At 61.9% G+C, this 26,183-nt stretch carries 15 protein-coding genes; 8 read left to right on the top strand and 7 right to left on the bottom strand.

Annotated features, from left to right (window positions below; genetic code table 11):
- The first annotated feature begins 67 nt into the window (after positions 1-67).
- Both JFU48_RS27290 and JFU48_RS27285 read left to right on the top strand, forming a co-directional pair.
- Entirely contained in the window at positions 68-745 is a 678-nt protein-coding gene (locus JFU48_RS27290; protein WP_201138266.1) for an alpha/beta family hydrolase, read from the top strand.
- 1,067 nt (positions 746-1,812) lie between these two features.
- Positions 1,813-2,172: a DUF6124 family protein gene (locus JFU48_RS27285; protein ID WP_201138265.1), complete on the top strand. Its 360-nt coding sequence runs from the start codon at positions 1,813-1,815 to the stop codon at positions 2,170-2,172.
- A gap of 800 nt (positions 2,173-2,972) precedes the next feature.
- Here the strand turns inward: JFU48_RS27285 and JFU48_RS27280 are convergent.
- The 3 genes from JFU48_RS27280 to inhA all read right to left on the bottom strand — a co-directional run bounded on the left by JFU48_RS27280 (position 2,973) and on the right by inhA (position 6,355).
- Positions 2,973-4,538 carry a methyl-accepting chemotaxis protein gene (locus JFU48_RS27280; protein ID WP_201138264.1) on the bottom strand — a complete coding sequence of 522 codons (1,566 nt, stop codon included), beginning with the start codon at positions 4,536-4,538 and terminating at the stop codon, positions 2,973-2,975.
- Between the two features lie 102 nt (positions 4,539-4,640).
- Positions 4,641-5,432: a CPBP family intramembrane glutamic endopeptidase gene (locus JFU48_RS27275; RefSeq protein ID WP_201138263.1), complete on the bottom strand. Its 792-nt coding sequence runs from the start codon at positions 5,430-5,432 to the stop codon at positions 4,641-4,643.
- A gap of 236 nt (positions 5,433-5,668) precedes the next feature.
- Positions 5,669-6,355: an isonitrile hydratase gene (inhA, locus tag JFU48_RS27270; protein ID WP_201138262.1), complete on the bottom strand. Its 687-nt coding sequence runs from the start codon at positions 6,353-6,355 to the stop codon at positions 5,669-5,671.
- Positions 6,356-6,444: 89 nt separating this feature from the next.
- On the opposite strand from inhA, the gene JFU48_RS27265 reads away from it, so the two are divergent.
- Entirely contained in the window at positions 6,445-7,428 is a 984-nt protein-coding gene (locus JFU48_RS27265; RefSeq protein WP_201138261.1) for a GlxA family transcriptional regulator, read from the top strand.
- A gap of 8 nt (positions 7,429-7,436) precedes the next feature.
- Here the strand turns inward: JFU48_RS27265 and JFU48_RS27260 are convergent, their stop codons facing one another.
- The 4 genes from JFU48_RS27260 to JFU48_RS27245 all read right to left on the bottom strand — a co-directional run bounded on the left by JFU48_RS27260 (position 7,437) and on the right by JFU48_RS27245 (position 11,517).
- The gene (locus JFU48_RS27260; protein ID WP_201138260.1) at positions 7,437-8,060 is read right to left on the bottom strand and encodes a hypothetical protein; all 624 of its coding nucleotides are present in this window, start codon (positions 8,058-8,060) and stop codon (positions 7,437-7,439) included.
- 53 nt (positions 8,061-8,113) lie between these two features.
- Positions 8,114-8,506: a hypothetical protein gene (locus JFU48_RS27255; RefSeq protein ID WP_201138259.1), complete on the bottom strand. Its 393-nt coding sequence runs from the start codon at positions 8,504-8,506 to the stop codon at positions 8,114-8,116.
- 391 nt (positions 8,507-8,897) lie between these two features.
- Positions 8,898-10,724 (bottom strand): glycoside hydrolase family 15 protein, encoded by a 1,827-nt coding sequence (locus JFU48_RS27250; protein ID WP_201138258.1) that lies wholly within the window; start codon positions 10,722-10,724, stop codon positions 8,898-8,900.
- Positions 10,717-11,517, bottom strand: a complete 801-nt coding sequence (locus tag JFU48_RS27245; protein ID WP_103484097.1) for a glucose 1-dehydrogenase — start codon at positions 11,515-11,517, stop codon at positions 10,717-10,719. The genes JFU48_RS27250 and JFU48_RS27245 overlap by 8 nt, the downstream gene beginning before the upstream one ends.
- Positions 11,518-11,760: 243 nt before the next feature.
- Between JFU48_RS27245 and JFU48_RS27240 the strand changes: the two genes are divergently transcribed.
- The 5 genes from JFU48_RS27240 to JFU48_RS27220 all read left to right on the top strand — a co-directional run bounded on the left by JFU48_RS27240 (position 11,761) and on the right by JFU48_RS27220 (position 26,179).
- Entirely contained in the window at positions 11,761-12,933 is a 1,173-nt protein-coding gene (locus JFU48_RS27240) for an MFS transporter (protein WP_201138257.1), read from the top strand.
- Between the two features lie 71 nt (positions 12,934-13,004).
- Entirely contained in the window at positions 13,005-13,745 is a 741-nt protein-coding gene (locus JFU48_RS27235; RefSeq protein WP_003223420.1) for a thioesterase II family protein, read from the top strand.
- A gap of 38 nt (positions 13,746-13,783) precedes the next feature.
- The gene (locus tag JFU48_RS27230; protein WP_103484099.1) at positions 13,784-14,767 is read left to right on the top strand and encodes a TauD/TfdA family dioxygenase; all 984 of its coding nucleotides are present in this window, start codon (positions 13,784-13,786) and stop codon (positions 14,765-14,767) included.
- A 187-nt stretch (positions 14,768-14,954) separates the two neighbouring features.
- Positions 14,955-18,356: a non-ribosomal peptide synthetase gene (locus tag JFU48_RS27225; RefSeq protein WP_201138256.1), complete on the top strand. Its 3,402-nt coding sequence runs from the start codon at positions 14,955-14,957 to the stop codon at positions 18,354-18,356.
- Positions 18,353-26,179 (top strand): non-ribosomal peptide synthetase, encoded by a 7,827-nt coding sequence (locus JFU48_RS27220; protein ID WP_201138255.1) that lies wholly within the window; start codon positions 18,353-18,355, stop codon positions 26,177-26,179. The genes JFU48_RS27225 and JFU48_RS27220 overlap by 4 nt, the downstream gene beginning before the upstream one ends.
- Positions 26,180-26,183: the final 4 nt, after the last annotated feature.

Raw genomic sequence — 26,183 nt, 5'->3', positions numbered from 1 at the left:
GTGAGCGCGCGCAAGACGCCGCGAATCCTTCGCCTGGAGTTATAGGCAGACTAAAAGCGAGGCAAGCATGGACAAACAGCACAAGGCCAGTATTGACGGGGATCAATGGGCGCAGTGCGTGCGGGCTCATGGGTGGTTGTGGGATGCCGCTGTTGGCGAGGCTTCGGCGACTCTGATCCTGGCGCATGGGGCGGGGGCGCCGATGGACAGTGAGTGGATGGCGGATATGGCTGGGCGCCTTGCTGCATTGGGCGTGAACGTGTTGCGGTTTGAGTTTCCTTACATGGCGCAGCGGCGGGTGGATGGCAGTAAACGGCCGCCGAATCCGGCGCCGAAGTTGCTTGAATGCTGGCGCGAAGTGTTCACTGAAGTGCGACGTCATGTCGCTGGGGCTTTGGCCATCGGTGGTAAGTCCATGGGCGGGCGGATGGCCAGTCTTTTGGCTGATGAGTTGGGTGTTGATGCGCTGGTTTGTCTGGGGTATCCGTTTTATGCGGTGGGGAAACCCGAGAAGCCGCGGGTTGAGCATTTGGCTTCTTTGCGGACTCGGACTTTGATTGTGCAGGGGGAGCGGGATGCGCTTGGCAATCGGGACGCAGTCGAGGCTTATGATCTATCGCCGAGTATTGAGGTGTTTTGGTTGGCCTCTGGGGATCATGATTTGAAGCCGTTGAAGGTTTCGGGGTTTACGCATTCGGATCATTTGGCCAGTGCTGCGCGGAAGGTTGCTTCGTTTCTTCGATGAAATTTGGGTGTATATCCGTTGCTGCGGTCACGGCGGCTTAGGGTTCCGCCCTTACGGCGGGTCACTTTTTCCAGACGCCGAAAAAGTAACCAAAAAGGCTTGCTCCTGCGTTCGGCCCGCTCGCTGGGGCTCGGGGTCCCTTCGCTCCGGGATCGATCCGGGGGCAGCGCCTCCGGTTTGCTTCGCTGCACCTCCTCTCGCTGTGTTTGGCTGCGCCAAACGGTCGCTGCGCTCCCACCCCCGGATCAATCCCTCCACTCAGCCTTCCGACGTCGCCCGTGGATCAAGATCAAGATCAAGAGCGACAGCCGAGCTTGCGCTCATCCTGGAGTGGGGCGGCTGCGCCGCGTGCGGGTTGTACTTATCTTCCCTGTAGGAGCTGCCGCAGGCTGCGATCTTTTGATCTTGATCTTGTGGGAGCTGGCCTGTCAGAGATGACGGCCTACGACCCGACCATTCTGTTACTGATGCACCCGACCCAACTGTAGGAGTGAGCCTGCTCGCGATGGCGCCCTGACATCCAACTAATTCCTGACCAAATGCACTCAATTCATTGTGGGAGCTGGCTTGCCAGCGATGGTGGCATTACAACCGACCAATTCCTTACTGATGCGCCCGGTCCAAATGTGGGAGCGAGCCTGCTCGCGAAAACGGTCTGACAGACACCATAAAAAAACAGGGTGTTTGCGGATTTTTCTGTCGGTAAACGCAATCCTGCAGGCGCGTTTAAATCACACAAACCGTTACGCCACCGGACCTACAACACCTTGCGCCGTTACCTACGCGTACGCCAGAATCCGCCGGCTTACACGGCTATGGGCCGGGCTATATCGTTTCCCTGTCACTGAAAATCAGTGATCGGGTTTGGTAGCCCGTCTGTAATAGCTGTATGGCAACACCTATTCAGTCTCTTTCTTGAGGCTCGGTTTTATGGTGGTCATGCGTGGGGCTCATTCGTGAGCGCCGGGTTCCTATTGCAGCCGGTCTACCAACCCGCGTATGGCCGCCACCCATCGTTTGGTAGCGTGGGTGATGGCTCCTTGAAGTCTGCGATAGGAGTGACATCTATGTTCAAAGCCACGCCCAATCCACCAAAAACTGATCCAACCCCTCACCACCCAGAGTTTGAGTCGCAAAAGACAAAAGACGCCGCCGACCGCGCACTCGACTTTTACCTCGGCCCCGATATCCCGAAGTACTTCCCACCCAAGGCCCGCCTCATCTACATGGTCGATCCCACGCTCGATGACGAAACACTGCTCGTCGAAGCCAGTGAATCACTGTCATCAGCCAACGCCATGGCCGGCAATATCGCCAACTCGGTGAAAGGTCCGGAGCGCAAACCGCTGCTGGCATTGCAACAGGTGATCATGCTGAACGAGTTGTTGGTCAATCGACTGCTGGATAAGCTGAAGTTGTCTCAATAGTTTTGCTGGCCGTTATGGCCTCATCGCGAGCAGGCTCACTCCTACAGGGGATCGTCGCCGGGCACATGCTCTGTGATTACCGCAGATCAACAGTGGGAGCGAGCCTGCTCGCGAAAGCGGTCTGCCAAGCGCCATCAATTTCAAATAGGCAATAAAAAACCGGAAGCTTTCGCTAGCCGGTTTTCACGATCAAAAGATCGCAGCCTGCGGCAGCTCCTACACAGTTACTTGTAGGATCTGCCGCAGGCTGCGATCTTTTTGGATTTACTTTGTAATGGGTAGCCTGCCAGTGATCACAAATTTATCGAACACTTTCTGACCATCACGCGCGGCCTTTCGAACATCAAGGAATGTCAGTTCATCACGAACTTTCTGTTTGTGGGTTTTTTGCGTGGGGTACGTATTCATGCTGGCCGATCTACTTGATTGAGTAGCGATCGGCAAACGATAGAACTTGGCTGCACCGAGCACCAGTCGGCGCATTCTGGCGCAGTTGTAGGCAGTGTCTGCGTTGCTTGAGTGAGATCGTCGTTGGTAGAGAAGGCCTCTTCGCGAGCAGGCTCGCTCCCACAGGTGATTGTCGTCGTACGCAAAACTGTGACCCAACGCAGTTCCAATGTGGGAACGAGCCTGCTCGCGAAAGCGGTATCTCAAGCAGCATCAATTTCAGACAGACAACAAAAAGCCCGGACAGCTTTCGCTTTCCGGGCTTTGAAGATCAAAAGATCGCAGCCTTCGGCAGCTCCTACATTGGAATGCATGTTCCTGTAGGCGCTGCCGTAGGCTGCGATCTTTTGTTTTTAGCGGTTAAACCGCTCCACCAACGAGTACTGCGTGTTGGCAGTCTTGGTCAGCTCTTCACTCAGCAACGCCGAGTTATGTGCCTGTTCCGAGGTCTGATCCGCCAACTCCGAAATATTGCTGATATTGCGGCTGATTTCTTCAGCAACAGCACTTTGCTCTTCGGTCGCCGCCGCAATCTGGGTGGTCATGTCGGTGATGTTGGCCACTGCTTCGCTGATGCCGACCAGTGCCTGATCCGCCTCCAGTACCCGCGCCACGCCTTCTTCGGCCTGGCGATGCCCGGCTTCCATGGTTTGCACGGCGCTGCTCGCAGTCTGCTGCAACTTGGCGATCAGGGCATGAATCTGCCCGGTCGATTCGCTGGTGCGTTGCGCCAGTTGGCGGACTTCGTCGGCGACTACGGCAAAACCACGGCCCATTTCGCCGGCACGTGCCGCTTCGATGGCGGCGTTGAGCGCGAGCAGGTTGGTCTGGTCGGCGATGCCTTTGATCACATCGACCACGCCGCCGATTTCGTCGCTGTCCTTGGCCAGTTGAGTGACGGTCAGGCCGGTTTCACCGACCACCACCGACAGGCGCTGGATGGCCTCGCGGGTTTCCCCGGCGATGTCGCGGCCGCGGCCGGTCAGGCGATTGGCTTCCTGCGTCGCGTCGGCAGTGCGCTGCACGTGGCTCGCCACTTCTTGCGTGGTGGCAGCCATCTGGTTGACGGCGGTGGCGACCTGTTCGGTTTCCACGCGCTGGCGTTCCAGACCGCTGGAGCTGTTGTGCGCCAGGGCGTCGGACTGTTTGGCCTGATCGGTCAGGTGCTCGGCGGTGTCCTGCAGACGGGTCAGGCAGGTTTTCAGGCGGGCTTCCTGGCTGAGGATCGACATTTCCAGACGCGCCTGCGCGCCACGGCTGTCGGTGTACATCTGCGCGATCAGCGGGTCGGAGGTGGTCTGTTCGGCCAGGCGCAGCAGGCGCTTGAGCCCGCGTTGTTGCCATTGCAGGCCCATCAGGCCCAGCGGTACCGACAGGCCGGCCGCGAGGGCGAAGCCCCAGTGCGAGTTCAGGGTCGCGCCGATCACGAAGCTCAGTTGGCTGACCAGAATGAACGGCAGCCAGTCCTGCAGCACCGGCAGCCATTTGTCGCTGGAAGGAATTGCCGACTTGCCCTGGTTGATGCGTTGGTAGAGCGCTTCGGCACGGCGGATCTGTTCGGCAGTGGGTTTGATCCGCACCGACTCGTAACCGACCACCTGATTGCCGTCGAACACCGGTGTCACGTAGGCGTTGACCCAGTAGTGATCACCGTTCTTGCAGCGATTCTTGACAATGCCCATCCATGGCAAGCCTTGTTTCAGTGTGCCCCACATGTGCGAAAACACCGCCGCCGGGACGTCGGGGTGACGAACCAGGTTGTGCGGCGCACGGATCAGCTCTTCACGCGAAAACCCGCTGATTTCGACGAAAGCGTCGTTGCAGTAGGTGATCACGCCTTTGGCGTCGGTTGTGGAAATCAACCGCTGCTGAGCCGGGAAAGTCCGTTCGCGTTGTGTAATGGGCTGGTTATTACGCATGGTTTTTCAATCCGCAAGGCTTTGAAAGGTTGTCGGCGCTGTCAGGAAATTATTGAAGTTTTTTTTCAGATATAAGTACGGCGTCGCAAAACCGCTCTTGCTTCAAGCGGCCAGCATCGGATAGGTGAACAGCGCAAAATGCAGCAGGTTCAGCCCGAAATGCGTGGCGATCGCTGCCGCCAATCCACCGAAACGGTAAGCCAGACCGTAGCCGACACCCGCCAGACCCGCGAGCAACACCCAGTGCCAGCCAGCACCCGCATGTGCCAGGCCGAAGATCAGCGACGCCAGCAGCAGGGCGAGATTGTCGCCGTGGGGCAGGTGCTTGAACAGGCGGCTCAGGCCTCCCTGTATATAGCCGCGAAACAGCGCCTCCTCGACCAGGGTCACCAGCAGCAGATTGTTCAGCAACCACAACCACGCCTGATCGGGCCACTTCGGCGCCCAGGCGATCATGCCGAACAGAAGCGCGCCACCCAGCGCCATTACGGCGCTCAACGTCAGGCCCAGGACGCTGGCGAACACCGTCAGACGCAGCGAGCGTGCCGCGACGATCCACGGGCAGGCCAGCAACAGCCAGAAGCCGAGCAAGGGTTTGTCAAGATTGAGGTACATCACGAAAGGCACAGCGTCGTCGGTGAAGCGCATCCGGGCGATGGCCCGACCGTTGTCGAACCCCGGCAACCAGTGCAGCGCCAGCGACAGGGCGAGGAAGATAAACAGCGCGTGTCCCAGCAACCGCGCCACCGGCACCTGCTGTTGGCGCACGGCGAAACCGGCCACCAGCAACAATCCGACCGAGATCAGCGCGAGCCAGCCGAGGTGGCCAATGCTCAGCGCCCACCCGTAACCGAGGCTGAGAAGCGCCAGATAGACCCATGGCAACGCCTTCATCGAAAGTCCTTGTGCAGAATTTTGTGGAAGGGCTTTCTACACGGGTGGGGGCGTTGGGACAAGTAAAGGTGTGGCGGGAGGTGGGGACAGGCTCCAAGCCTTAGGCCATCCACAAAACCCATTGTGGGAGCGGGCTTGCTCGCGAAAGCGGTGTATCAGACAACATCCATGTCGCCTGACACACCCTCTTCGCGAGCAAGCCCGCTCCCACAGTAGATCTGTGCGTGGCTGAGGAATCAGCGCAAATCGAGCTTCGCCGCAGCGCGCTCGGTGATTGCAGTACGCGTCTTCAACGACGCCGCTGCACGATTACGAGCCTCTTCGACGACAGCACTCGGCGCTGTCTGCGGGCTGCCCGACTCAAACGGCGGTGCCGGCGCATATTCCAGTTGCAGCTGGATCAACTGCGCCGCCTCGGCTCCCACCAGTTCTGCGGCCAGCACCAGCGCAAAGTCGATTCCCGCGGTAATCCCGCCACCAGTAAACAGATTGCCGTCGCGCACCACCCGGTCCTGCACCGCAATCGCGCCGAGTTTCGGCAGCAGTTCGTGATAGGCCCAGTGGGTGGTCGCGCGTTTGCCTTTAAGCAGGCCCGCCGCGCCCAGCACCAGCGAACCGGTGCACACCGACGTCACATACCTGGCCTGCGCCGCCTGACGTTTGATGAAGCCCAGCGTCTGCTCATCTTCCATCAAAGGCCCGACCCCGGCGCCGCCGGGAATGCAGATCACATCCAGATTCGGGCAGTCGTCGAAGGTGGTGGTCGGTTTCAGCAGCAGGCCGGTGCTGGCGGTGACCGGCACCAGATCTTTCCAGATCAGATGCACCTGCACGTCCGGCAGCGAGGCCAGCACGTCATAGGGGCCGGTCAGGTCGAGTTGCTGCACCTGTGGAAACAACAGAAAACCGATCTGCAACGTCATGGGGGATTTCTCCATTTGAGGGGTGGACGGCTTCACTGTAGGCGCGTAGGTTCTGGCGCATACGCCAATCACCCCACGAATTACGCCAAATGCCCAAAGTCATCCATGTACTCGCGTTTGCCAACATGCAGATTCTCGACGTCACCGGCCCGCTGCAAGTGTTCGCCTCGGCCAACGACATCGCCCGCCAGCGCGGCTTGCCCGTGCCGTATACGCCGTCGGTGATTGCCTGCGAGGGCGGGGCGGTGATGTCCTCGGCGGGGCTGGCGGTGCTCGCCGAGCCGTTGCCGCAAGACGCCAGCGACACGCTGATTATCGCGGGTGGTTGGGGGATCTATCCGGCATCCGAAGATGAGTCGCTGGTGGATTGGGTACGCGAGCACGCAGCGAAATGTCGACGCGTGGCCTCGGTGTGTACGGGGGCGTTTCTACTGGCGGCGAGCGGCTGGCTCGACGGACGTCGCGTGGTCACCCACTGGACCCGTTGCGAACAACTGGCGCAGCAGCATCCGAAGCTGCAGGTCGAAGCCAATCCGATCTTCATCAACGACGGCCCGGTCTGGACTTCGGCAGGCGTCACCGCCGGCATCGATCTGGCACTGGCGATGGTCGAGGAAGATCTGGGCAGTGATATTGCTCTCGACGTCGCCCGGCATCTGGTGGTGTTCCTCAAACGGCCGGGCGGGCAATCGCAATTCAGCGTGACCCTGGCCCTGCAGAATCAGGGCAATCGCTTTGATGAACTGCACGCCTGGATCGCCGAAAACCTCACCTGCGACCTCGGCGTCCCGACCCTGGCCGAACAGGCCGGCATGAGCGAACGCAGCTTCGTCCGCCACTACCGCGCCGACACCGGCCAGACCCCGGCCCGCGCCATCGAACTGATCCGCGTCGAAACCGCCCGCCGCCTGCTCAGTGACACCGGGCTGCCAGTGAAGCGAATCGCGGCCAATTGCGGCTTTGGCAGTGAAGAAACGTTGCGCCGCAGTTTTCTGCGGGCGATTGGCGTGACGCCGCAGGCGTATCGGGAGCGGTTTTCGGTTAGTGCTCCAGCAGGGTCGCTACTGTCTTGAGTCCGAAGCTATAAGGCAATCTCGGTTTTAGCTTTGGGGACAGATGTCTGACCAGGTTTGTATCCCAGTTGGTTTTCTATTTGAGCTTGGAATTGTTGGATGCTTTCCTCAACCAGATCATAGAACTGTTTGGCATATTCCAGAGCAACGGTCGAGGGCACAGCATCATTAGTGCTTGAGTGAAGCTCAAAGTAGAAGCGTATATCCGAAACTGCGTAACAAGCGCTCTCTAGTTTTTCGCGTACTTCAGTGGGTAGCACTGCCTCATAGGCACAAAGGTAATCGATGAGGGTGTCGCGATGTTTTTTAAAGTTGTCTGCGATATGTTCAAGGGCTTCGTCCCAATCTCCATCAGGGCAGCTTTTTTCTGGAAGAATTTTGCGAAAAAGACCTCTCAGCATGCTGAGCGCTTCTAGCTGGCGAACAAAGAAAACTTCCGAGTTCTTGAGGGTCGACTTGAGGCTTTCAAGTTCTTTGCTAAGCGTGGTCTTGTAAGCTTCTAGATGTTTGTTGAAATTGAGTTCCACAGCTTTTTGTATGCCTGTAGTAACCAATTTCTTAATCATGAATGCAACTCCAAGTGTGCCAATTCCTGAGCTGACAATAATCGACGTAATAATTTCAGAGTCCATGGTTCTGTCCTGTTTTCTGATGGTGGGCAACGATAACTTCGGAATTGAGACGATCAGTTCGCCTCGGCCTCATTCACCTGATTGAAATACTTCGCCCGATCCGGGGTAAACGTCACCCGCATTTTCGTCCGCGAGCAGGTCAGCGAACGTTCCTCACCCAGATCAATATCCAGATCCTCGCCCCGCAAGCCCTGCCACTGGGCGAGGTATTTCAGTGAGCCGTATTTCTCGTTTTTCTTCAGGCTGCGGCTCACGCCTCCTTTCCAGCCGAGTACCGGCAGTTCGCCGGCGAGGCATTGTTGCGCAAGGTCGGGGAAGCGCGTGGCGCGCTGGCGGCCGATTTCCCAGCATTTGATCAGGCCTTTGTCGGCGGCTTCCCAGAGTTGGGTGCGGGTCAGGCCGGTGCGCAGGGGCGTGGCAATGGGGCGATGGACATGCAGGGTCATTCTGGTTCCTTGAATTCGGGTTTTATTGGACAGCTCCGCTGTGCCCGTTGCGGTGGATGGTAGGGGGGGATGTAACAGCTGGCAACAGGGTATTTCAGGGTGTAAGTGCAGGTTACGGGGGAGGGATTTGACTGGGAGTTGTTTAGAAGAAGTAGGAACAAACCGCACAAACTGTGGCGAGGGGATTTATCCCCGATCGGCTGCGCAGCAGGCGCAAAGCCATGCATTGCGGTGCTGCTGAAGAAATGAGCAGGCAAAGAGCGGGGCCGCTGCGCAGCCCGTCGGGGATAAATCCCCTCACCACAGGGGATCTGATTCTGTTTATTTCTGTGTAGGGGTTAGCCCGGCGAAGCGCGCTGATGCGGCATATTTCCTACAGACACTGACGAAATTACGGCTGCCAAACACTCTTCTCCCCACTCAAACGCCGATCCAGAAAACTCGCCGCGCTGATCAGCGCCAGATGCGTCAACGCCTGCGGGGTGTTGCCCAGATGCCGGCCCTTGCTGTCGAACTCTTCGGCGTACAGCCCCAGCGGGTTCGCATAGCGCAGCAGTTGTTCGAACTCCAGGTGGGCCTTTTCCACCTGACCGGCCCGGGCCAGGCATTCGACGTACCAGAACGAGCAGGCAGCAAATGCGCCTTCGGTGCCGCTCAAACCGTCGATGTTGGCGTCATCGTTGCGGTAGCGATAGACCATGCCGTCGCGCACCAGATGCTTTTCGATCGCTTCCAGGGTCGACAGCCAGCGCGGGTCCTTGGCGCTGACGAAGCGCACCAGCGGCATCAGCAGCATCGAGCCGTCGAGCGCGGTGCCGCCCTTGTACTGGACGAAATGCCCGCGCTCCTCGTCCCAGAAGTTATCCCAGATGTCGGCGTAGATCGCCTGGCGGGTCTGGTCCCACTGGGCGAACGGTGCCGGCAGCGAGCGTTTCGAGGCCAGGCGAATCGCCCGGTCCAGTGCCACCCAGCACATCAGTCGCGAGTGCAGGAAGTGATGTTGCTCACCGCGCATTTCCCAAATGCCGACATCGGTGGTCTGCCAGGTCTCACATACCTGATCGACCACTTCACGCACATGTTTCCAGCCCTGATGGGAAATCGCGTCGCCGTACTTGTTGACCAGATACACCGCGTCCATCAGTTCGCCAAAGATATCGAGCTGAATCTGGTCGTACGCGCCATTGCCGATGCGCACCGGTTGCGCGCCGCCATGACCGGAGAGGTGGGAGAGTTCGGTTTCCGGCAATTCCTGACGGCCATCGATGGCATACAGGATGTTGAGTTTGGTTGACTGCCCATGACAATCGCTGACCCGCCCGCGCAGCCAGCCCATGTAGGCGTTGGCCTCAGCGACAAAGCCCAAGCGCATGAACGCGTAAACGGTGAACGAGGCGTCGCGGATCCAGGTGTAGCGATAGTCCCAGTTGCGCTCGCCGCCGGGGGTTTCCGGCAGACCGAAGGTGGCGGCGGCGAGGATTGCACCGTGCTTGCGCGAGGTCAGCAGTTTCAGCGCCAGCGCCGAGCGGTTGACCATTTCCCGCCAGCGCCCGCGGTAGTTGGACTGGCCGATCCAGTCACGCCAGAACTTCAGCGTGCGTTCCACGCACATTTTTGCGCCGTCATCCTTGAAGCGTGGATCGTCGGCCCCCCCGAGGAGGAATTCGGCGTTCTGATCCTGGTTCAAACTGAACGATGCGACGGCCGATTCGCCATCGATCTGCAGCGCCTGATCCGCCACCAGTCGCAGCGACGGCTGACCCTCGGCGCTGAAAATCACCGATTGTTCATCCATCTGCGCCCGGGTGTTGGCGCGGGCGTAGTCATGGCGCACTGCGCAGCGCATATGAAAGGTGGCCTGGCCGCTGACCACACGCACCCGGCGCATCAGCAGCGGCAGGTCATCGACACTGTCGCCGATCGGCAGCAGGTCGGTGATCTCCACCACCGCATGTTCGCTGAGCCAGCGGGTTTGCAAAACGTTGGTGTCCGGCAGGTAGATCTGCTCGCGCCGGGCATCGGGCAGATCCGGCGCGAGCTGGAAAATCCCCGCCTCGGGCGTGTCGAGCAGCGAACAGAAGATCGACGGACTGTCGAATTCCGGCCAGCAGAAAAAATCCACGCTGCCCTTGTCGTTGACCAGTGCGGCACTGCGCAGGTCGCCGATGATGCCGTGGGCGTCGATCGGGCTTTGTCGTTCAGGATGATGCTCAGCCATTGCCACGAAACTCCGGATAAAGACTCATACCGCCGTCGATGAACAGGGTGGTGCCGACGATGTAGTCGGCAGCGTCGGAAGCGAGAAACACCACCGCGTTGGCGATGTCCTCGACATCGCCGATGCGTCCGTAGGGGATCAGATCCAGCAGTTTTTCGCCGGCTGCGCCTTCGGTGGCGTCTTGGTTGATGGCGGTGCGAATCGCTCCCGGCGCGATGCTGTTGATGCGGATGCGCTGATGGCTGACTTCCTGGGCGAGGGTCTGCATCAACTGGTCGACGCCGCCCTTGGAGGCTGCGTAGTTGACGTGCCCGGCCCATGGAATGCGCTGGTGCACCGAACTCATGTGAATGATCTTGCCGGCGGCGCGGGACACGCCTTCACGCACGCCTTGCCGGTTGAAAATCCGCAGCGCGGCGCGGGCGCAGAGGAACTGGCCGGTGAGGTTGACGCCGATCACCGTGTTCCAGTCTTCCAGCGTCATGTCCACCGCCGCGGCGTCCTTTTGCAGGCCGGAATTGGCCAGCAGAATGTCCAGCGAACCGAAGGCGTCCAGAGTCTCGGCGAACAACCGTTCGACCTCGTCCTCCTTCGACACATCGGCACCGATGGCCAGCGCCTGACCGCCATCGGCAATGATCTGCCGGGCCAGTGCTTCGGCGGGTTCCGCCTGACGGTTGTAATTGATGACGACTGCTGCACCGGCAGCGGCCAGGGCTTTGGCGGCGGCGTGGCCGATGCCGGAGCTGGCGCCGGTGATCAGGGCTACTTGTCGGGCGAGGGAAATCTGCATGCGAAGTCGTGCCTTGCGTGAGGGCCTATTTAGCTGACTGGTCGCAAGTGGAGAGAGTTCAAGAGCAAAGATCAAAAGATCGCAGCCTTCGGCAGCTCCTACATGGAAATGCGATCACCTGTAGGAGCTGCGGCACGCTGCGATCTTTTGCTCTTCAGGCCTTCACATTCCACCAACAATTCCCCGCTTCCTTGCTCATCAGCCTTTATGGCAACTTGGCGGCCCTTGATGAGGCAGTGTTCCATGGCAAACCCCTACCGCGAATTATTCACCGCCCCCGGCGCCCGGGCTTTTGTACTGGCCGGGATGGTCGCGCGCATGCCGATTTCCATGACCGGCATCGGCGTGATCACCATGCTTTCGCAACTGAAGGGCGGGTACGCGCTGGCCGGTGCGGTGGCGGCGACCTTTGCCCTGGCCACGGCGTTTTGTGCGCCGCAGGTCTCGCGTCTGGTGGATCGTTTCGGTCAGGGCAAGGTGCTGCCGCTGTCGGCATTGATCGGTGGCGGGGCGCTGCTGATGTTGTTGCTGTGCACCCGCTTGCAGGCGCCGACCTGGACGCTGTTCATCTTCGCCGCGCTGGCCGGTTGCATGCCAAGCATGTCGGCGATGGTGCGCGCGCGCTGGACCGAGATCTATCGCGGCCAGCCGCAATTGCAGACCGCTTATGCTCTGGAATCCGTACTCGATGAAGTTTGTTTCATCGTCGGCCCGCCATTGTCGGTGGGGCTGTGTGTGGTGGCGTTTCCCGAGGCCGGGCCATTGGCCGCGCTGTTGGCGCTGGCGGTCGGCGTAACGGCGTTTGTCGCCCAGCGCAGCACCGAACCGGCGGTGCACCCGCAGGAGTCGCAGCATCAAGGTTCGATCATTCGCTCGACCGACGTGCAATGGCTGCTGGCGTTGATGCTGGCCATGGGCGTCATCGTTGGCGTGATCGATGTGGTCAGCGTTGCCTTCGCCCAGCAGCAGGGTCAGCCGGCGGCGGCGAGCATCGTGTTGTCGGTGTACGCCATCGGCTCATGCCTGGCCGGTATCGCGTTTGGCGCGATGCGTTCGAAACTGCCGTTGCCGCGGCTGTTTCTGTACGGCGGTGTGGCGACGGCGGTGACCACGCTGCCGCTGTTGCTGGCGAGCAATATTTTCGGTTTGTCGCTGGCGGTGTTTGTCGCCGGGCTGTTCTTCTCGCCGACGCTGATCGTCGCCATGGCGCTGGTTGAGCGCATTGTGCCGCCGGCCAAGCTCACCGAAGGCCTGACCTGGCTGGTCACCGGTCTGAGCATCGGGGTGGCGATTGGCGCGGCCGGATCCGGCGCACTGGTGGACGCCTTCGGTGCGCGCAGCGGATTCTGGCTGGCGATCGCGGCCGGCGCGGTGGTGCTGGGTTCGGCTGTGCAGAGTTTCCGCCATTTGAAATGATCGGCATTCGGACTAATTCGCGCCACGCCTCATCCGTTCTCTTTTACAGATAACCCATTGAGGTAAACGCGGTGACAAAGCTGACACTGCTGTGCCTGCCCTATTCGGGCGCCAGCGCGATGGTCTATAGCCGCTGGCGGCGCCAACTGCCGTCATGGCTGCAATTGCAACCGGTGGAGTTGCCCGGGCGCGGTGCCCGTTTCGACGAACCCCTGCAAACTGACATGCGAGCCCTGGCCCGCCAGTTGGCCCGTGAGCACAAACCCGGCCTGCAAACGCCTTACGCCCTGTTCGGCCACAGCCTCGGCGCGCTGCTGGCGTGCGAGATGGCGCACGCCTTTCGCGAGCTCGGCGCGCCGGAACCGGTGGCGCTGTTCGCCTCCGGCACGGCGGCGCCGACCATGCGCAGCGACTACGATCGCGGGTTTGCCGAAGCGCGCAGCGATGAGGAATTGATCGATCAACTGCGCACCTTTCAGGGCACCAGCGAAGAAGTGCTGGCCAACCAGGAACTCATGAGCCTGACGCTGCCGGTGCTGCGCGCCGACTTCATGATGTGCGGACGCTTCAGTCCGGCGCAGCGGCCGCTGCTCAATTGCCCGGTGCATGTGCTGGGCGGCAAGGAAGACCGCGCGACCACCGAGCAACTGATCGGCTGGAGCAAGGAAACCCTGGGCAGTTTTTCCGTGGACATGATGACCGGTGGGCATTTCTTCATTCATGAGCACGAAGCCCGGGTGATCCGCACGATCAAGACGCATCTGGAAGTCCATCACCGGCGTCATGCGCAAGCGGCGGCACCGGCGTTTTGACGCACCGCTCACTATCGAGTGATTACAGGAGGCCAGTCATGGCTGTTGCTGTGGAATTTTCCGTTCGGCCGCTGCTGCCGCAACGAGGGCGCTTGCCGCTGTTGGTGGAGGCGACCGAGGCGGATACCGACCTGTTGGCGGTGTTCGATGAAGTGAAAGCGCTGGTCGATGAGCATCTGCTGCGCGATGGCGGGGTGCTGTTCCGCGGATTTCGTCTCGACGGCGCTGAACAGTTTCGTCAGTTCGCGGCCAGTTTCGGTCATCCGCTGTTGAACTACGAGTTCGGCTCCACGCCGCGCACCAACGTCACCCAAGGCGTATACACCTCGACCGAATACCCGGCGCACCAGAGCATTCCGCTGCACAACGAACAGGCTTACTCCCGCGACTGGCCGATGAAAATCTGGTTCTACAGCATGATTGCGGCGAAGTCCGGTGGCGAAACGCCGATTGCCGACAGTCGCGAAGTCTATCGGCGTATTCCGGTGGCCATTCGAGAGCGCTTTGTCAGCAAAGGTCTGATGTATGTGCGCAACTTCGGCAACGGTCTGGATGTGGCTTGGGAAGATGTGTTCAACACCGACGACCGCGAGGTCGTCGAGGCCTACTGCAAGGCCCATGGCATCCTTTGCGAGTGGAAGGATGACGGCGAATTGCGTACCCGTCAGACCTGTCAGGCGGTGGCGGTGCATCCGGTGACCGGCGATCACGTCTGGTTCAATCAGGCGCACTTGTTCCACATCTCCAACTTGCAGCCGGAAGTGCGCGAAAGCCTGTTGGACATCGTCGATGAGGAGGACTTGCCGCGTAACGTTTATTACGGTGACGGCTCGGCCATCGAAGACGAAGTGCTGGCGCAGATCCGGGCGGTGCTCGATGAATGCGCGATCAGTTTCCCGTGGCAGGAAGGCGATGTACTGATGCTCGACAATATGTTGTCGGCCCATGCGCGTTCGCCGTTCGAAGGGCCGCGCAAAGTCATCGTGGCCATGGCCGAGGGGCATTCCCAAGGCCCGCTCTGAGCCATTCGGGTGGTTGCCCGTGACGCTGCCGAAGCCGGTCTTGTACCGGCTTCGGCATTTTTGCGTCGGTGTGGGTAACTGCCGGGCCGCTGTTGCGCCAGTGCGCTAAATCATTGCGTTTGTCATTCGTTCTTGTTGATACGACCGGGCCTCCTGGTCACGCCGCCGATCAGCAAGGACCCAATGCATGAATGCCGCAGACGCACAGAAACTAGCCCGCCGCTTTATCGAACTGCCGCAGGACAAACGCCGTTTGTTTCTCGCCGGCATGGCCCGCGAAGGCATCGATTTTGCGCAGCTTCCCATGACCGCCTGTGACGGGATCGCCGAGCGTGAGGGCCTGTCCTACGCCCAGCAGCGGATGTGGTTTCTCTGGCAACTGGATCCGCAAAGTGCTGCCTACAACCTGCCGATGGCCGTGCGCCTGAACGGCGCGTTGCAGGTGCAAGCGCTGGAGCGGGCGTTCAGCCTGCTGGTCGCGCGGCACGAATGTCTGCGCACCACCTTCGGTCAGGTCGGCGAGCGTGCCTTCCAGCGTGTGGCCGAGCCGCAGGCGCTGCAACTGCCCCTCACCGATTTGAGCGCCGTGCCCGAACAGCAGCGCTGGCCGCTCGCGCAACAGCACATGATGGCTGAAGCCACGCAAGCGTTCGATCTGCAAAACGGCCCGCTGCTGAGCCTGCGCCTGTTGCGTCTGGCCGAGCAGGAGCATGTGCTCCTGCTGACCTTGCACCACATCATTGCCGATGGCTGGTCGATGAATATTCTCATCGACGAGTTCATGCGTACCTACGATGCGCTGGTGGCGGGGCGCGAACCATCGTTGCCGGCGCTGACCGTGCATTACCGCGATTACGCGCTGTGGCAGCGCAGCTGGCTGGAGGCGGGTGAGCGCGAACGGCAACTGGACTACTGGCGCGCACAATTGGGCGACGAGCATCCGGTCCTGGAGTTGCCGACCGACCGCGCTTATCCGGCGCAATCGAGTCACCAGGGCGCGCGTCTGGAAACGGTCATTGATGCGGCGCTGCGTCAGGAGCTGAAAAGCCTTGCCCAGCGTCAGGGCGTGACCCTGTTCGTGGTGCTGCTCGCGGCGTTCAAGACGTTGTTGCATCGCTACAGCGGGCAGACCGACATTCGCGTCGGCGGCCTGATTGCCAACCGCACCCGCAGCGAAACGGAAGGGCTGATCGGCTTCTTCGTCAACACCCAGATCCTGCGCAGCGAAGTCACCGCACAAACCCGTTTCACCGAGCTGTTGCAGCGTCTGCGCGAGGCTGCACTCGGCGCGCAGGTTCATCAAGAGCTGCCGTTCGACGCCTTGATCGAGGCCCTGCAGCCGGCGCGTAGCCAAAGCCACAATCCGCTGTTTCAGGTGATGTTCAACCATCAGCCGCTGGTGACCGACTTGCAGCATGTGCAGTTGGAATCGGGTTTGCAGGTGGGTTATCTGACGCAAGAGCAACTGGCCGGCAGCGCTCGGCAACATGCGGCCACCAGCGATTTGATGCTCGATACCCGCGAAGAAGGCGAGCAGCTGTTCGCCGCCTTCACGTACGCCACCGATATTTTTGATGCCGCGACCATCGCCGCGATGGCCGGGCATTGGCGCAACATTCTTGAATCCGTCTGCCGCGACCCGCAGCAGGTCATCGGCGAAGTCGCGCTGCTGGCAGATGCCGAGCGCGCGCAACTGATTCAGGCCACTGCTGCGGCGCCGCGTTTCGCCAGCGTGCAAAACCTGTTCGAGGCGCAAGTGGCACGTACGCCGCAGGCAACGGCCGTGATCCTCGCCACCGCGCCGTCACCGTCACTGACCTATGCCGAACTCAATGCGCGCAGCAATCGCCTGGCGCATCAGCTGCGCGCGCGCGGTGTCGGCCCGGACGAGCTGGTCGGTGTGGCGTTGGGGCGCTCGCTGGAGCTGGCGGTGGCGTTGCTGGCCGTGCTCAAGGCGGGCGGCGCCTATGTGCCGCTGGACCCGCAAACTCCGGCTGAACGGTTACGTCACGTGCTGGATGACAGTGGCTTGAAACTGCTGCTGACCGACAGCGCCAGCCTTGCCAGCCTGCCGGCGCTGGAGGCTGTCGAGTGCCTGTGCCTGGAGCAATTGTCCGGCGAGACTCCGGCCGACAACCTGTCGTTAACGGTCGCGCCGCAGAATCTTGCCTACGTGATCTACACCTCCGGTTCCACCGGGCGACCGAAAGGCGTGGCGGTCAGTCACGGTGCACTGAGTGAATTCATCGACCGCGCCATCGATTACAGCGACCTGCGCGAAGGTGACCGGGTCCTGCAGTTCGCCACCAGCAGCTTCGACGGTTTTGTCGAGCAGTTCTTCCCGCCGCTGTGCCATGGCGCCGCTGTGGTGCTGCGCGATGCGCCATTGTGGGACAGCGCAACGTTGCGTCAGGTGATTGTCGATCACGGCATCACCCTGGCAGACCTGCCGGCCGCGTACTGGTATTGGCTGGTGCAGGAATACGCGGCGCAACCGCCGGCCGGTTTTGGCGCGCTGCGACAGATCCACGTCGGTGGCGAGGCCATGGCGGTGGACGGTTTGCGTCTGTGGCAACAGGCCGGGCTGGGGCATGTGCGGTTGCTCAACACCTACGGGCCGACCGAAGCCACGGTGGTTTCGACGATTCATGATTGCAGTGCACTGACGGCAGACGCCGTGTCCTGGCGCGGCATCCCGATTGGCAAGGGGCTCGATGCCCGGCGTCTGTACGTGCTGGACGATGATTTGAACCTGCTGCCGCAAGGTGCGGTGGGCGAGTTGTACATCGGTGGCCCGGGCCTGGCCCGTGGTTATCACCGTCAGCCGATGCTCAGTGCCGAGCGCTTTATCGCCGACCCGTTCGCCGCAGGGCAGCGTCTGTACCGCACCGGAGACCGTGCCCGACTGCGCGCCGATGGCGCGCTGGAGTATGTCGGCCGAGTCGACCATCAAGTGAAGATCCGCGGTTTCCGCATCGAGCTGGGCGAAATCGAGTCGCGCCTGCAACAGTGCCCGGGCATTCGCGAGGCGGTGGTTCTGGCGGTGCCGCTCAGTGGCGGCCAGCAACTGGTGGCGTACGTGGTCGGCGAGCACGCCGTGCTGGAAAGCGCCGCCACCCAGTCGGCGTTCCGCCAGCAAATCCGCACCGCGCTGCAAGCCCATCTGCCGGACTACATGGTGCCGGGGCATTTGCTGTTGTTGCCGAATCTGCCGCTGACACCGAGCGGCAAGCTCGACCGCAAGGCCTTGCCGGCGCCGGATGCGAGCCAGTTGCAAGGCGACTATCGCGCGCCGCAAACCGACACCGAGCAGTGTCTGGCGCAAATCTGGGCCGAGGTCCTGCAAGTGTCGCGGATCGGTCTGGATGATCACTTTTTTGAACTGGGCGGCCATTCGCTGTTGGCCGCGCAGGTGATCGCACGCATCAAAACTCAATTGGGCGTGGTCTTGCCACTGCGCAGCCTGTTCGAAAAACCGTTGCTGGCCGATCTGGCGGCGGTGCTGGCGCAACAGGTGGACAGTGCAACGGATGACGACTGGTCCGACATGGATCAGTTCATGAATGCTTTGGAAGGAGAAGAAGTATGAGCGGCACCATGGCGGAGCGTATCGCTAAAAGATTCGTCGGCTTGCCGCTGGAGCAGCGTCGACAGTTTCTGGCCAGACTGCGCGAGGACGGCAAGGACTTCAGCCTGTTGCCGCTGCCGGTCAGTCGTCACGAGGTCACGCCGATTCCGTTGTCGTTCGCTCAGCAACGCCTGCTGTTTCTCTGGCAACTCGAACCGCAGAGCGCCGCGTACAACATGGCGGCCGGGCTGCGCCTGAAAGGACGTCTGGACGAATCGGCGCTGCAACGCTCTTTCGATCATCTGGTCGCGCGCCACGAAGTGCTGCGCACCGTGTTCCACACCGACGGCGATCAGCCGCAGCAGGTGATTCTCGAGCAGCAGCCGATCACTCTGGAACGCATTGACCTGACCCGCCTTGCGGCTTCGCAGCGTGAGCCGGCCTTGGCGCAACAGGTGCAGACAGTCAGCGCGCGGCCGTTCGATTTGCGCCATGGACCGCTGCTGCGTGCGAGTCTGTTTGCGCTGGCCGAAGAGGAATTCGTGCTGGTGGTGAGCATGCACCACATCGTCTCCGACGGTTGGTCGATGGACGTGATGGTCAAGGAATTCGTCCAGTGTTATCAGGCCTTCAGTCTTCAGCACGAGCCGCAGTTGCCGGCGCTGCCGTTGCAATACGCCGACTATGCGATCTGGCAGCGGCGCTGGCTGGAAGCCGGCGAGGGCGAGCGTCAACTCGATTACTGGCGTCAGCAGCTCGGTGAGGAACATCCGCTGCTGGAAGTGGCGCCGGACTTTGCCCGGCCCCTGACGCAAAGCTTCGCAGGCCAGACCCTGAGCTTTGATTTCGGTGCCCGGTTGTCCCTGCAACTCAATGCGTTTGCCCGCAGCAAGGGCATCAGTCTGTTCATGCTGGTGCTGGCGGGTTTCTCGCTGTTCCTCTCGCGTCAGGCCGGGCAGCGCGACATTCGCGTCGGCGTGCCGAATGCCAATCGTGGCCGTGCCGAAGTCGAAGGGTTGATCGGTTTCTTCGTCAACACCCAGGTGTTGCGTTGCGAGATCGATGAGTGCGGCAGTTTCGAAGACTTGCTGGCGCAGGTGCGCGAGGCGGCGTTCGGCGCGCAGGCGCATCAGGAACTGCCATTCGAGCAACTGGTGGACGAATTGGTGGCGGAACGAACCCTGGGCCACAACCCGTTGTTCCAGGCCAAGTTCAACCAGAACGTCGGTATGCAGAAACAGCGCTCGATGAACCTGCCGGGACTGAGCGTGGCCGAGTATCCGCTGGACAAGGACGGCACCCACTTTGATCTGGCGCTGGACATCACCGACGACGGCACGCTGATCCACGGCCAGTTGACCTATGCCAGCGACCTTTATCGCGTACAAACCGTCGAGGGCTTTGTGCCGGCATTACTCGGTCTGTTCAGCGAATTGCTCAAGGCACCGCAAGCGCCGTTGCACAGCGTCGCCACGCGGGCTCCGGTGGTGCTCGCAGCACCGGGCGAACCGGCGTTGTCAGTGTTGCAGCAGTGGGCTCATCAAGTGGCGCAACAGCCCGAAGCACTGGCTGCGCGCGACCTGCATCAGACCCTGAGTTTTCAGGCGCTGGACCAGGCCGCCAATCGTCTGGCCCATCATCTGCTGGCGCAGGGCATCAGCCCCGGCCAACCGGTAGCGGTGCTGATGGAGCGTTCGCTGGACTGGCTGACCTGTGTGCTGGCGATCTTCAAGGCCGCAGCGGTGTACATGCCGCTGGACGTGAAGGCGCCGAACGCGCGGTTGCAGCAGATGCTCGGCAATGCCGGCGCGCGCCTGCTGTTGTGCGCGCAAGGGGATGCGCGGGTGTCCGCGCTGGCGGTCGACGGTTGTCAGGGGCTCGCGTATGCCCCGCAACAGTGGCAGCAGGAGGCGGATCTCAGCCCGGTGGTGCCACTGTTTGCGCAGTCCCCGGCGTATGTGATTCACACCTCCGGTTCCACCGGGCAACCCAAGGGCGTGCTGGTCAGTCACGGGGCGCTGGGCAGTTACGTGCGCGCTGTGCTGGAGCGCCTGGCGCCGACGCCGGACACCAGCATGGCGCTGGTGTCGACCATTGCGGCGGATCTGGGCTTCACGGTGTTGTTCGGCGCGCTGTGTTCCGGTCGCCTGTTGCACGTATTGCCGGAAGAATTGGGTTTCGACCCGGATCGATTTGCCGAGTACATGGCTACGCATCAAGTGGGCATGCTGAAAATCGTCCCGGGGCACCTGGCGGCGTTGTTGCAGGCTGGCCGCGCCGCCGATGTGCTGCCGGCGCAGGCGCTGATCGTCGGCGGCGAAGCCTGCTCGCCGGCACTGGTGGAACGCGTGCGTCAGCTCAAGCCGGAGTGCCGCATCATCAACCACTACGGGCCGAGCGAAACCACGGTCGGTGTGCTGACCCACGAGGTCAGTGAGCTGGCGGCCGACGCGCGCAGCGTTCCGGTCGGCACCGCGCTGAGCGGTGCGCAGGTCTACATCGTCGACGATGTGCTGAACAATGTCGCCGATCAGGTGGCCGGCGAGTTGTACATCGGAGGTGACAGCGTGGCGCTGGGGTATCTCGGGCAACCGGGTCTGACTGCCGAGCGCTTCCTGCCTGATCCGTTCGGCGCCCCGGGTGCGCGGGTCTATCGCAGCGGTGACCGGGTGCGGCGCAATCGTCAGCAAGCGGTGGAGTTCATCGGTCGCGCCGACGATCAGGTCAAGGTGCGTGGTTATCGCGTCGAACCGGCGGAAGTCGCGCGGGTGCTGCTCGGCCTTGACGGCGTCAGTGAGGCGGCGGTGCTCGCCCTGGCCCTGGATGACGATCCGGCGCGCCTGCAACTGGTGGCGTGGTGTGTGCCGGCGGCCGCTGCGACCTTGCAGGCACACGCTCTGCGCGAGCAGTTGCAGGCGTGCCTGCCGGAGTACATGGTGCCGGCGCAGATTGTGCTGCTGGAGCAACTGCCGCTGACGGCCAATGGCAAACTCGACAAGCGTGCCTTGCCGGTGCCGGGCGTGGTCACGCAGCATTTCGTTGCGCCGGTGGGAGAGGTCGAGGAGAAGCTGGCGGCAATCTGGGCCGAAGTGCTCAAGCTTGAGCGCGTGGGCACCAGCGACAACTTCTTCGAGCTGGGCGGTGACTCCATCCTCAGCCTGCAGATCATTGCCCGGGCCAAGCGCCAGGGGATCAAGCTGAGCCCCAAGCAGCTGTTCGAAAAGCAGACCATTGGCCAGTTGGCTGCGGTGGCCAGGCTGATCGAAGCCAAACCGGTGGCGGCCACGGCGCCGAATCGTGGGCCGCTGCCGTTGTTGCCGATTCAGGCACGCTTCTTCGAGACCGACATTGCCCAGCGTCAACACTGGAATCAGTCGGTGATGTTGCAACCGACCAGCACCCTTGACGCCAATCACCTGCGCTCTGCGTTGGCGGCACTGGTCGAACAGCACGATGCACTCGCGCTGAATTTCCAGTGTTCGGGCGATACGTGGCAGGCACTGGCGCAGACCCAGCGTGATCCGGAGTTGTTGTGGCTGCGCGAGCTGGACAGTCTGGCGGCGTTGCCGGCACTCGCTGACGAAGCCCAGCGCAGCCTCGATCTGCAACAGGGACGCTTGCTGCGTGCGGTGCTGGTGAACCTGCCGCACGCTGAGCAACGCCTGTTGCTGGTCATTCATCACCTGGTGGTCGACGGGGTGTCCTGGCGCATTCTGCTGGAGGATCTGCAGCACGCTTACACCGCGCTCGCCGCCGGCACGCCGCTGGTTCTGGCGGGTAAAAGCACGTCGTTGCACAGCTGGGCCGAACATCTGCAGCGGTATGCGCAAAGCGAGGCACTGGCTGTCGAGAGCGACTACTGGCGCGCAACCCTGGAGGCGGGCGACGCACAACTGCCGCGAGATTTCCCGCAGGACAGTCAGACCCGTGCCGAGGCGGCCCGGGCCAGTTCGCGCCTGAGTCAGGCGCTGACCCACAAGCTGCTCAAAGTCGCTCCCGCGGCGTATCGCACGCAAATCAACGATCTGCTGCTGACCGCGCTGGCAAGGGTGTTGTGCGACTGGAGCGCACAGCCTTCGGTATTGATTCAGCTCGAAGGGCACGGGCGCGAAGATCTGTTCGACGAGGTCGATCTGAGTCGAACGGTCGGCTGGTTCAGCAGCCTGTTCCCGGTACGCCTGACCCCGGATGTGAATCCGGGTGCCTCCCTGTGTGCGATCAAGGAACAACTGCGTGCGGTGCCGGGCAAAGGCATCGGTTATGGCGTGCTGCGATATCTGAGCCGACGCGCCGAGCTGCAGGAATTGCCGCAGCCGCGCGTGACGTTCAACTATCTGGGCCAGTTCGACGGTGCCTTCAGCGCTGACGAGGGCGCGCTGTTCGTGCCAAGTGGCGAAAGCACCGGCGCCAATCAGGACGCCGCTGCACCGTTGGGCAACTGGCTGAGCGTCGATGGTCAGGTGTATGGCGGTGAGCTGGAGCTGACCTGGACCTTCGGCACGGGCATGTACCGCGCAGAAACCATCGCGGCGCTGGCCGAAGCCTATCGGTGTGAGCTGGAGCGTCTGATCGAGCACTGCTGCGACAGTGGTGAAGCAGGCGTCACGCCGTCGGACTTCAGTCTGGCGACCTTGACCCAGGCACAGCTGTCGACACTGCCAATCCCGGCCCGTGACATCGTCGATCTGTACCCGTTATCGCCGATGCAGCAAGGCATCCTGTTCCATAGCGTCAACGATCCGGACAGCCCGGCGTACACCAACCAGTTGCGTGTCGACGTGCAACAACTGGACGCCGAGCGCTTCCGTCAGGCCTGGCAGCACACCGTTGAGGCCCACGAGATTCTGCGCAGCGCATTCATCTGGCCGCAGGATGCCGCCGCGGCGGTGCAAGTGGTGCGGCATAACGTGCAAATGCCATGGCAGGTCGAGGATTGGCGTGGCCGGGCTGACCTCGGCGCAGCGCTGGAACAACTGGCCAGTGACGATCTTGCCAGCGGGTTCGACCTGACCGCCGCGCCGCTGTTGCGGGTGACACTGGTGCGCACCGACGAAGCGACGCATCACCTGATCTACACCTGTCATCACATCCTGATGGATGGCTGGAGCACCTCGCAGTTGTTCGGCGAAGTGTTGCAGCGCTACGCCGGTCTGGCCCCGGCCGCGCCCCAGGGGCGCTATCGCGACTACATCGAGTGGCTCGGCCAGCGTGATCAGCAGGCCAGCCGCGCGTTCTGGACGGCGGCGCTGGCCGACCTGGAAGAGCCGACGCGACTGGCCGGCGCCGTGTCGGGCGCGCCGCTGGCGGCAGTCGGTTACGCCGACCACGAGCATGTGTTCAGCGCGGCGTTGACCGCCGATCTGAACCGTTTCGCCCGCGAGCAGAAAGTCACTCTCAACACGCTGGTGCAGGCGGCGTGGCTGGTGCTGTTGCAGCGTTACACCGGCCAGGACAACGTGGCGTTCGGTGCCACCGTTGCCGGACGTCCCACCGACCTGCCGGGTGTCGAGCAGCAGATCGGCCTGTTCATCAACACCCTGCCGGTGGTGGCGGCGCCGTCCGCGGAAATCGTCGTCAGTCAGTGGTTGCAACAGGTGCAGGGCCTCAATCTGGCGCTGCGCGAGCACGAACATACGCCGCTCTACGACATTCAGCGTTGGGCGGGAACCGGTGCCGGGGCGTTGTTCGACAGCCTACTGGTGTTCGAAAACTACCCGATGGCCGAAGCCCTGCAACAAGGCCCGGCCACCGGTCTGACGTTCTCGGCGATTCGTCGTCAGGAACAGACCAACTACCCACTGACGCTGGTGGCGGTCACTGGTCGCGAGCTGAGTCTGGGGATCAGTTACGATCAGGCCAGTTTCGCCGCGACCACGGTCGCTGCCCTGAGTGCGCAGCTGGAAAGTCTGCTGACGCAGTTCCTCGCCGATTCCGCTCAGCCACTGGGCGGGTTGCAATTGCTCGCAGCGCCGCAGCGCGCAGAGGCGATCAATTGGGGCAAGGCTGCCGTCACCGCGCCGGACACTCGCACGGTGCTGGAACACATCGCCGCGCAACTGCAGCGGCAACCACAGGCGCAGGCTGTGGTGTTCGCCGAGCAATCGATCGATTACCAGAGCCTCGATGCCCGGGCCAATCGTCTGGCGCACAAACTGCAAACCTTGGGTGTCGGGCCGGAAGTGCGCGTGGGCGTGTGCATGCATCGCACCCCGGACATGCTCGTGGGCCTGCTGGCGATCCTCAAGGCCGGTGGCGCTTATGTGCCGCTGGATCCGGACTACCCGCAGGAACGTTTGCTGCACATGCTCGACGACAGTCACGCCGCCGTGCTGCTCACCGAACCCGCGGCGCAGGCGATGCTGCCTGAAGCGTTGAGTGCGCAGGTAGTGCTGGTGGATGAGGACGCGCTCTGCGAGTTCCCGTCTACCGCCCCGGTGGCGAAAGTGACGGCGCAGAATCTGGCGTATGTCATCTACACCTCGGGTTCCACCGGCAAGCCGAAAGGCGTGGCGATTACCCACGGCAACCTGTCGGCGCTGATTCAGTGGTCGGCGGGTGTGTATCGCGCAGAACAACTGCGCGGTGTGCTGGCGTCGACGTCGATCTGCTTCGACCTGTCGGTCTGGGAAATCTTCGTCACGCTGGCCTGCGGCGGTTGTCTGGTACTGGCGGACAACGCATTGGCACTGGCCGATCTGCCGGGCCGCGAACAGGTCACCTTGATCAACACGGTGCCGTCGGCGATTGCCGCGCTGCAACGTGCCGGGCAGATTCCGCGCTCGGTCAAGACCATCAACCTGGCCGGTGAACCGCTCAAGCAAAGTCTGGTGGATACCTTGTACGCGAGCACCTCGGTGCAGCAGGTCTACGACCTGTACGGGCCGTCGGAAGACACCACGTATTCGACCTTCACCCTGCGCACGGCACAGGGGCAGGCGAACATCGGCCGGCCGCTGGAAAACACCGTCGCGTACCTGCTCGACAGTCAGTTGCAGGTGCTGCCTGAAGGCGTGCCGGCCGAGCTGTACCTGGGCGGTGCCGGCGTGACCCGTGGCTACCTGATGAAGGCCGCGCTGACCGCCGAACGCTTTGTGCCGAACCCTTACGCCAGCAACGGCGAACGGCTGTACCGCAGCGGTGATCTAGTGCGCCAGGGCAGTGACGGCAACATCGAATACATTGGCCGCGCCGACCATCAAGTGAAGATTCGCGGGTTCCGTATCGAACTCAGCGAGATCGAGGCGCGGCTGTTGGAGCAGGCGGACATTGCTGAAGCGGTGGTGCTCGCCCAGGACGGTGCGGCCGGTAAACACCTGCACGCCTACGTCGTGCCAGCGCAGCCGGTGAGCGATCAGATCGCATTGGCGGAACGCTTGCGCAGTGCTCTGGCCGCGCGCCTGCCGGCGCACATGGTGCCGGGGCACTTGCACCTGATTGACGCCATCCCGCTGACGCCTAACGGCAAGCTGGATCGCAAGGCGCTGATGACCCTGGGCGACAGTCCGGCGCAGCAGCAGTATCAGGCGCCACAGACCGATCTGCAGTGGGAAGTGGCGACGGTCTGGCAGGAGGTGCTGGAGGTCGAGCGCGTCGGGCTGGCGGACAATTTCTTCCAGCTCGGCGGGCACTCGTTGCTGGCCACGCTGGTGGTGACCCGGATCAAGGAACGTCTGGGTGACAAGGTGCCGCTCAAGGCGTTGTTTGAAACCGATACCCTCAAGGCGTTCTGTGCGCGGATCGAGGCCCTGCGTGTCGAAATGTCGCCCGTTCAGGATGAATTGGCTAAATCCCTGGAGGCCCTCAAACGTCTATCCCTCGATGATCTGGAAAAACTGATTTCTTGAGAGG

Source organism: Pseudomonas sp. TH49, assembly GCF_016650625.1.
GTDB lineage: Bacteria > Pseudomonadota > Gammaproteobacteria > Pseudomonadales > Pseudomonadaceae > Aquipseudomonas > Aquipseudomonas fluorescens_H.
This window is presented reverse-complemented; position numbering and strand designations above follow the sequence as displayed.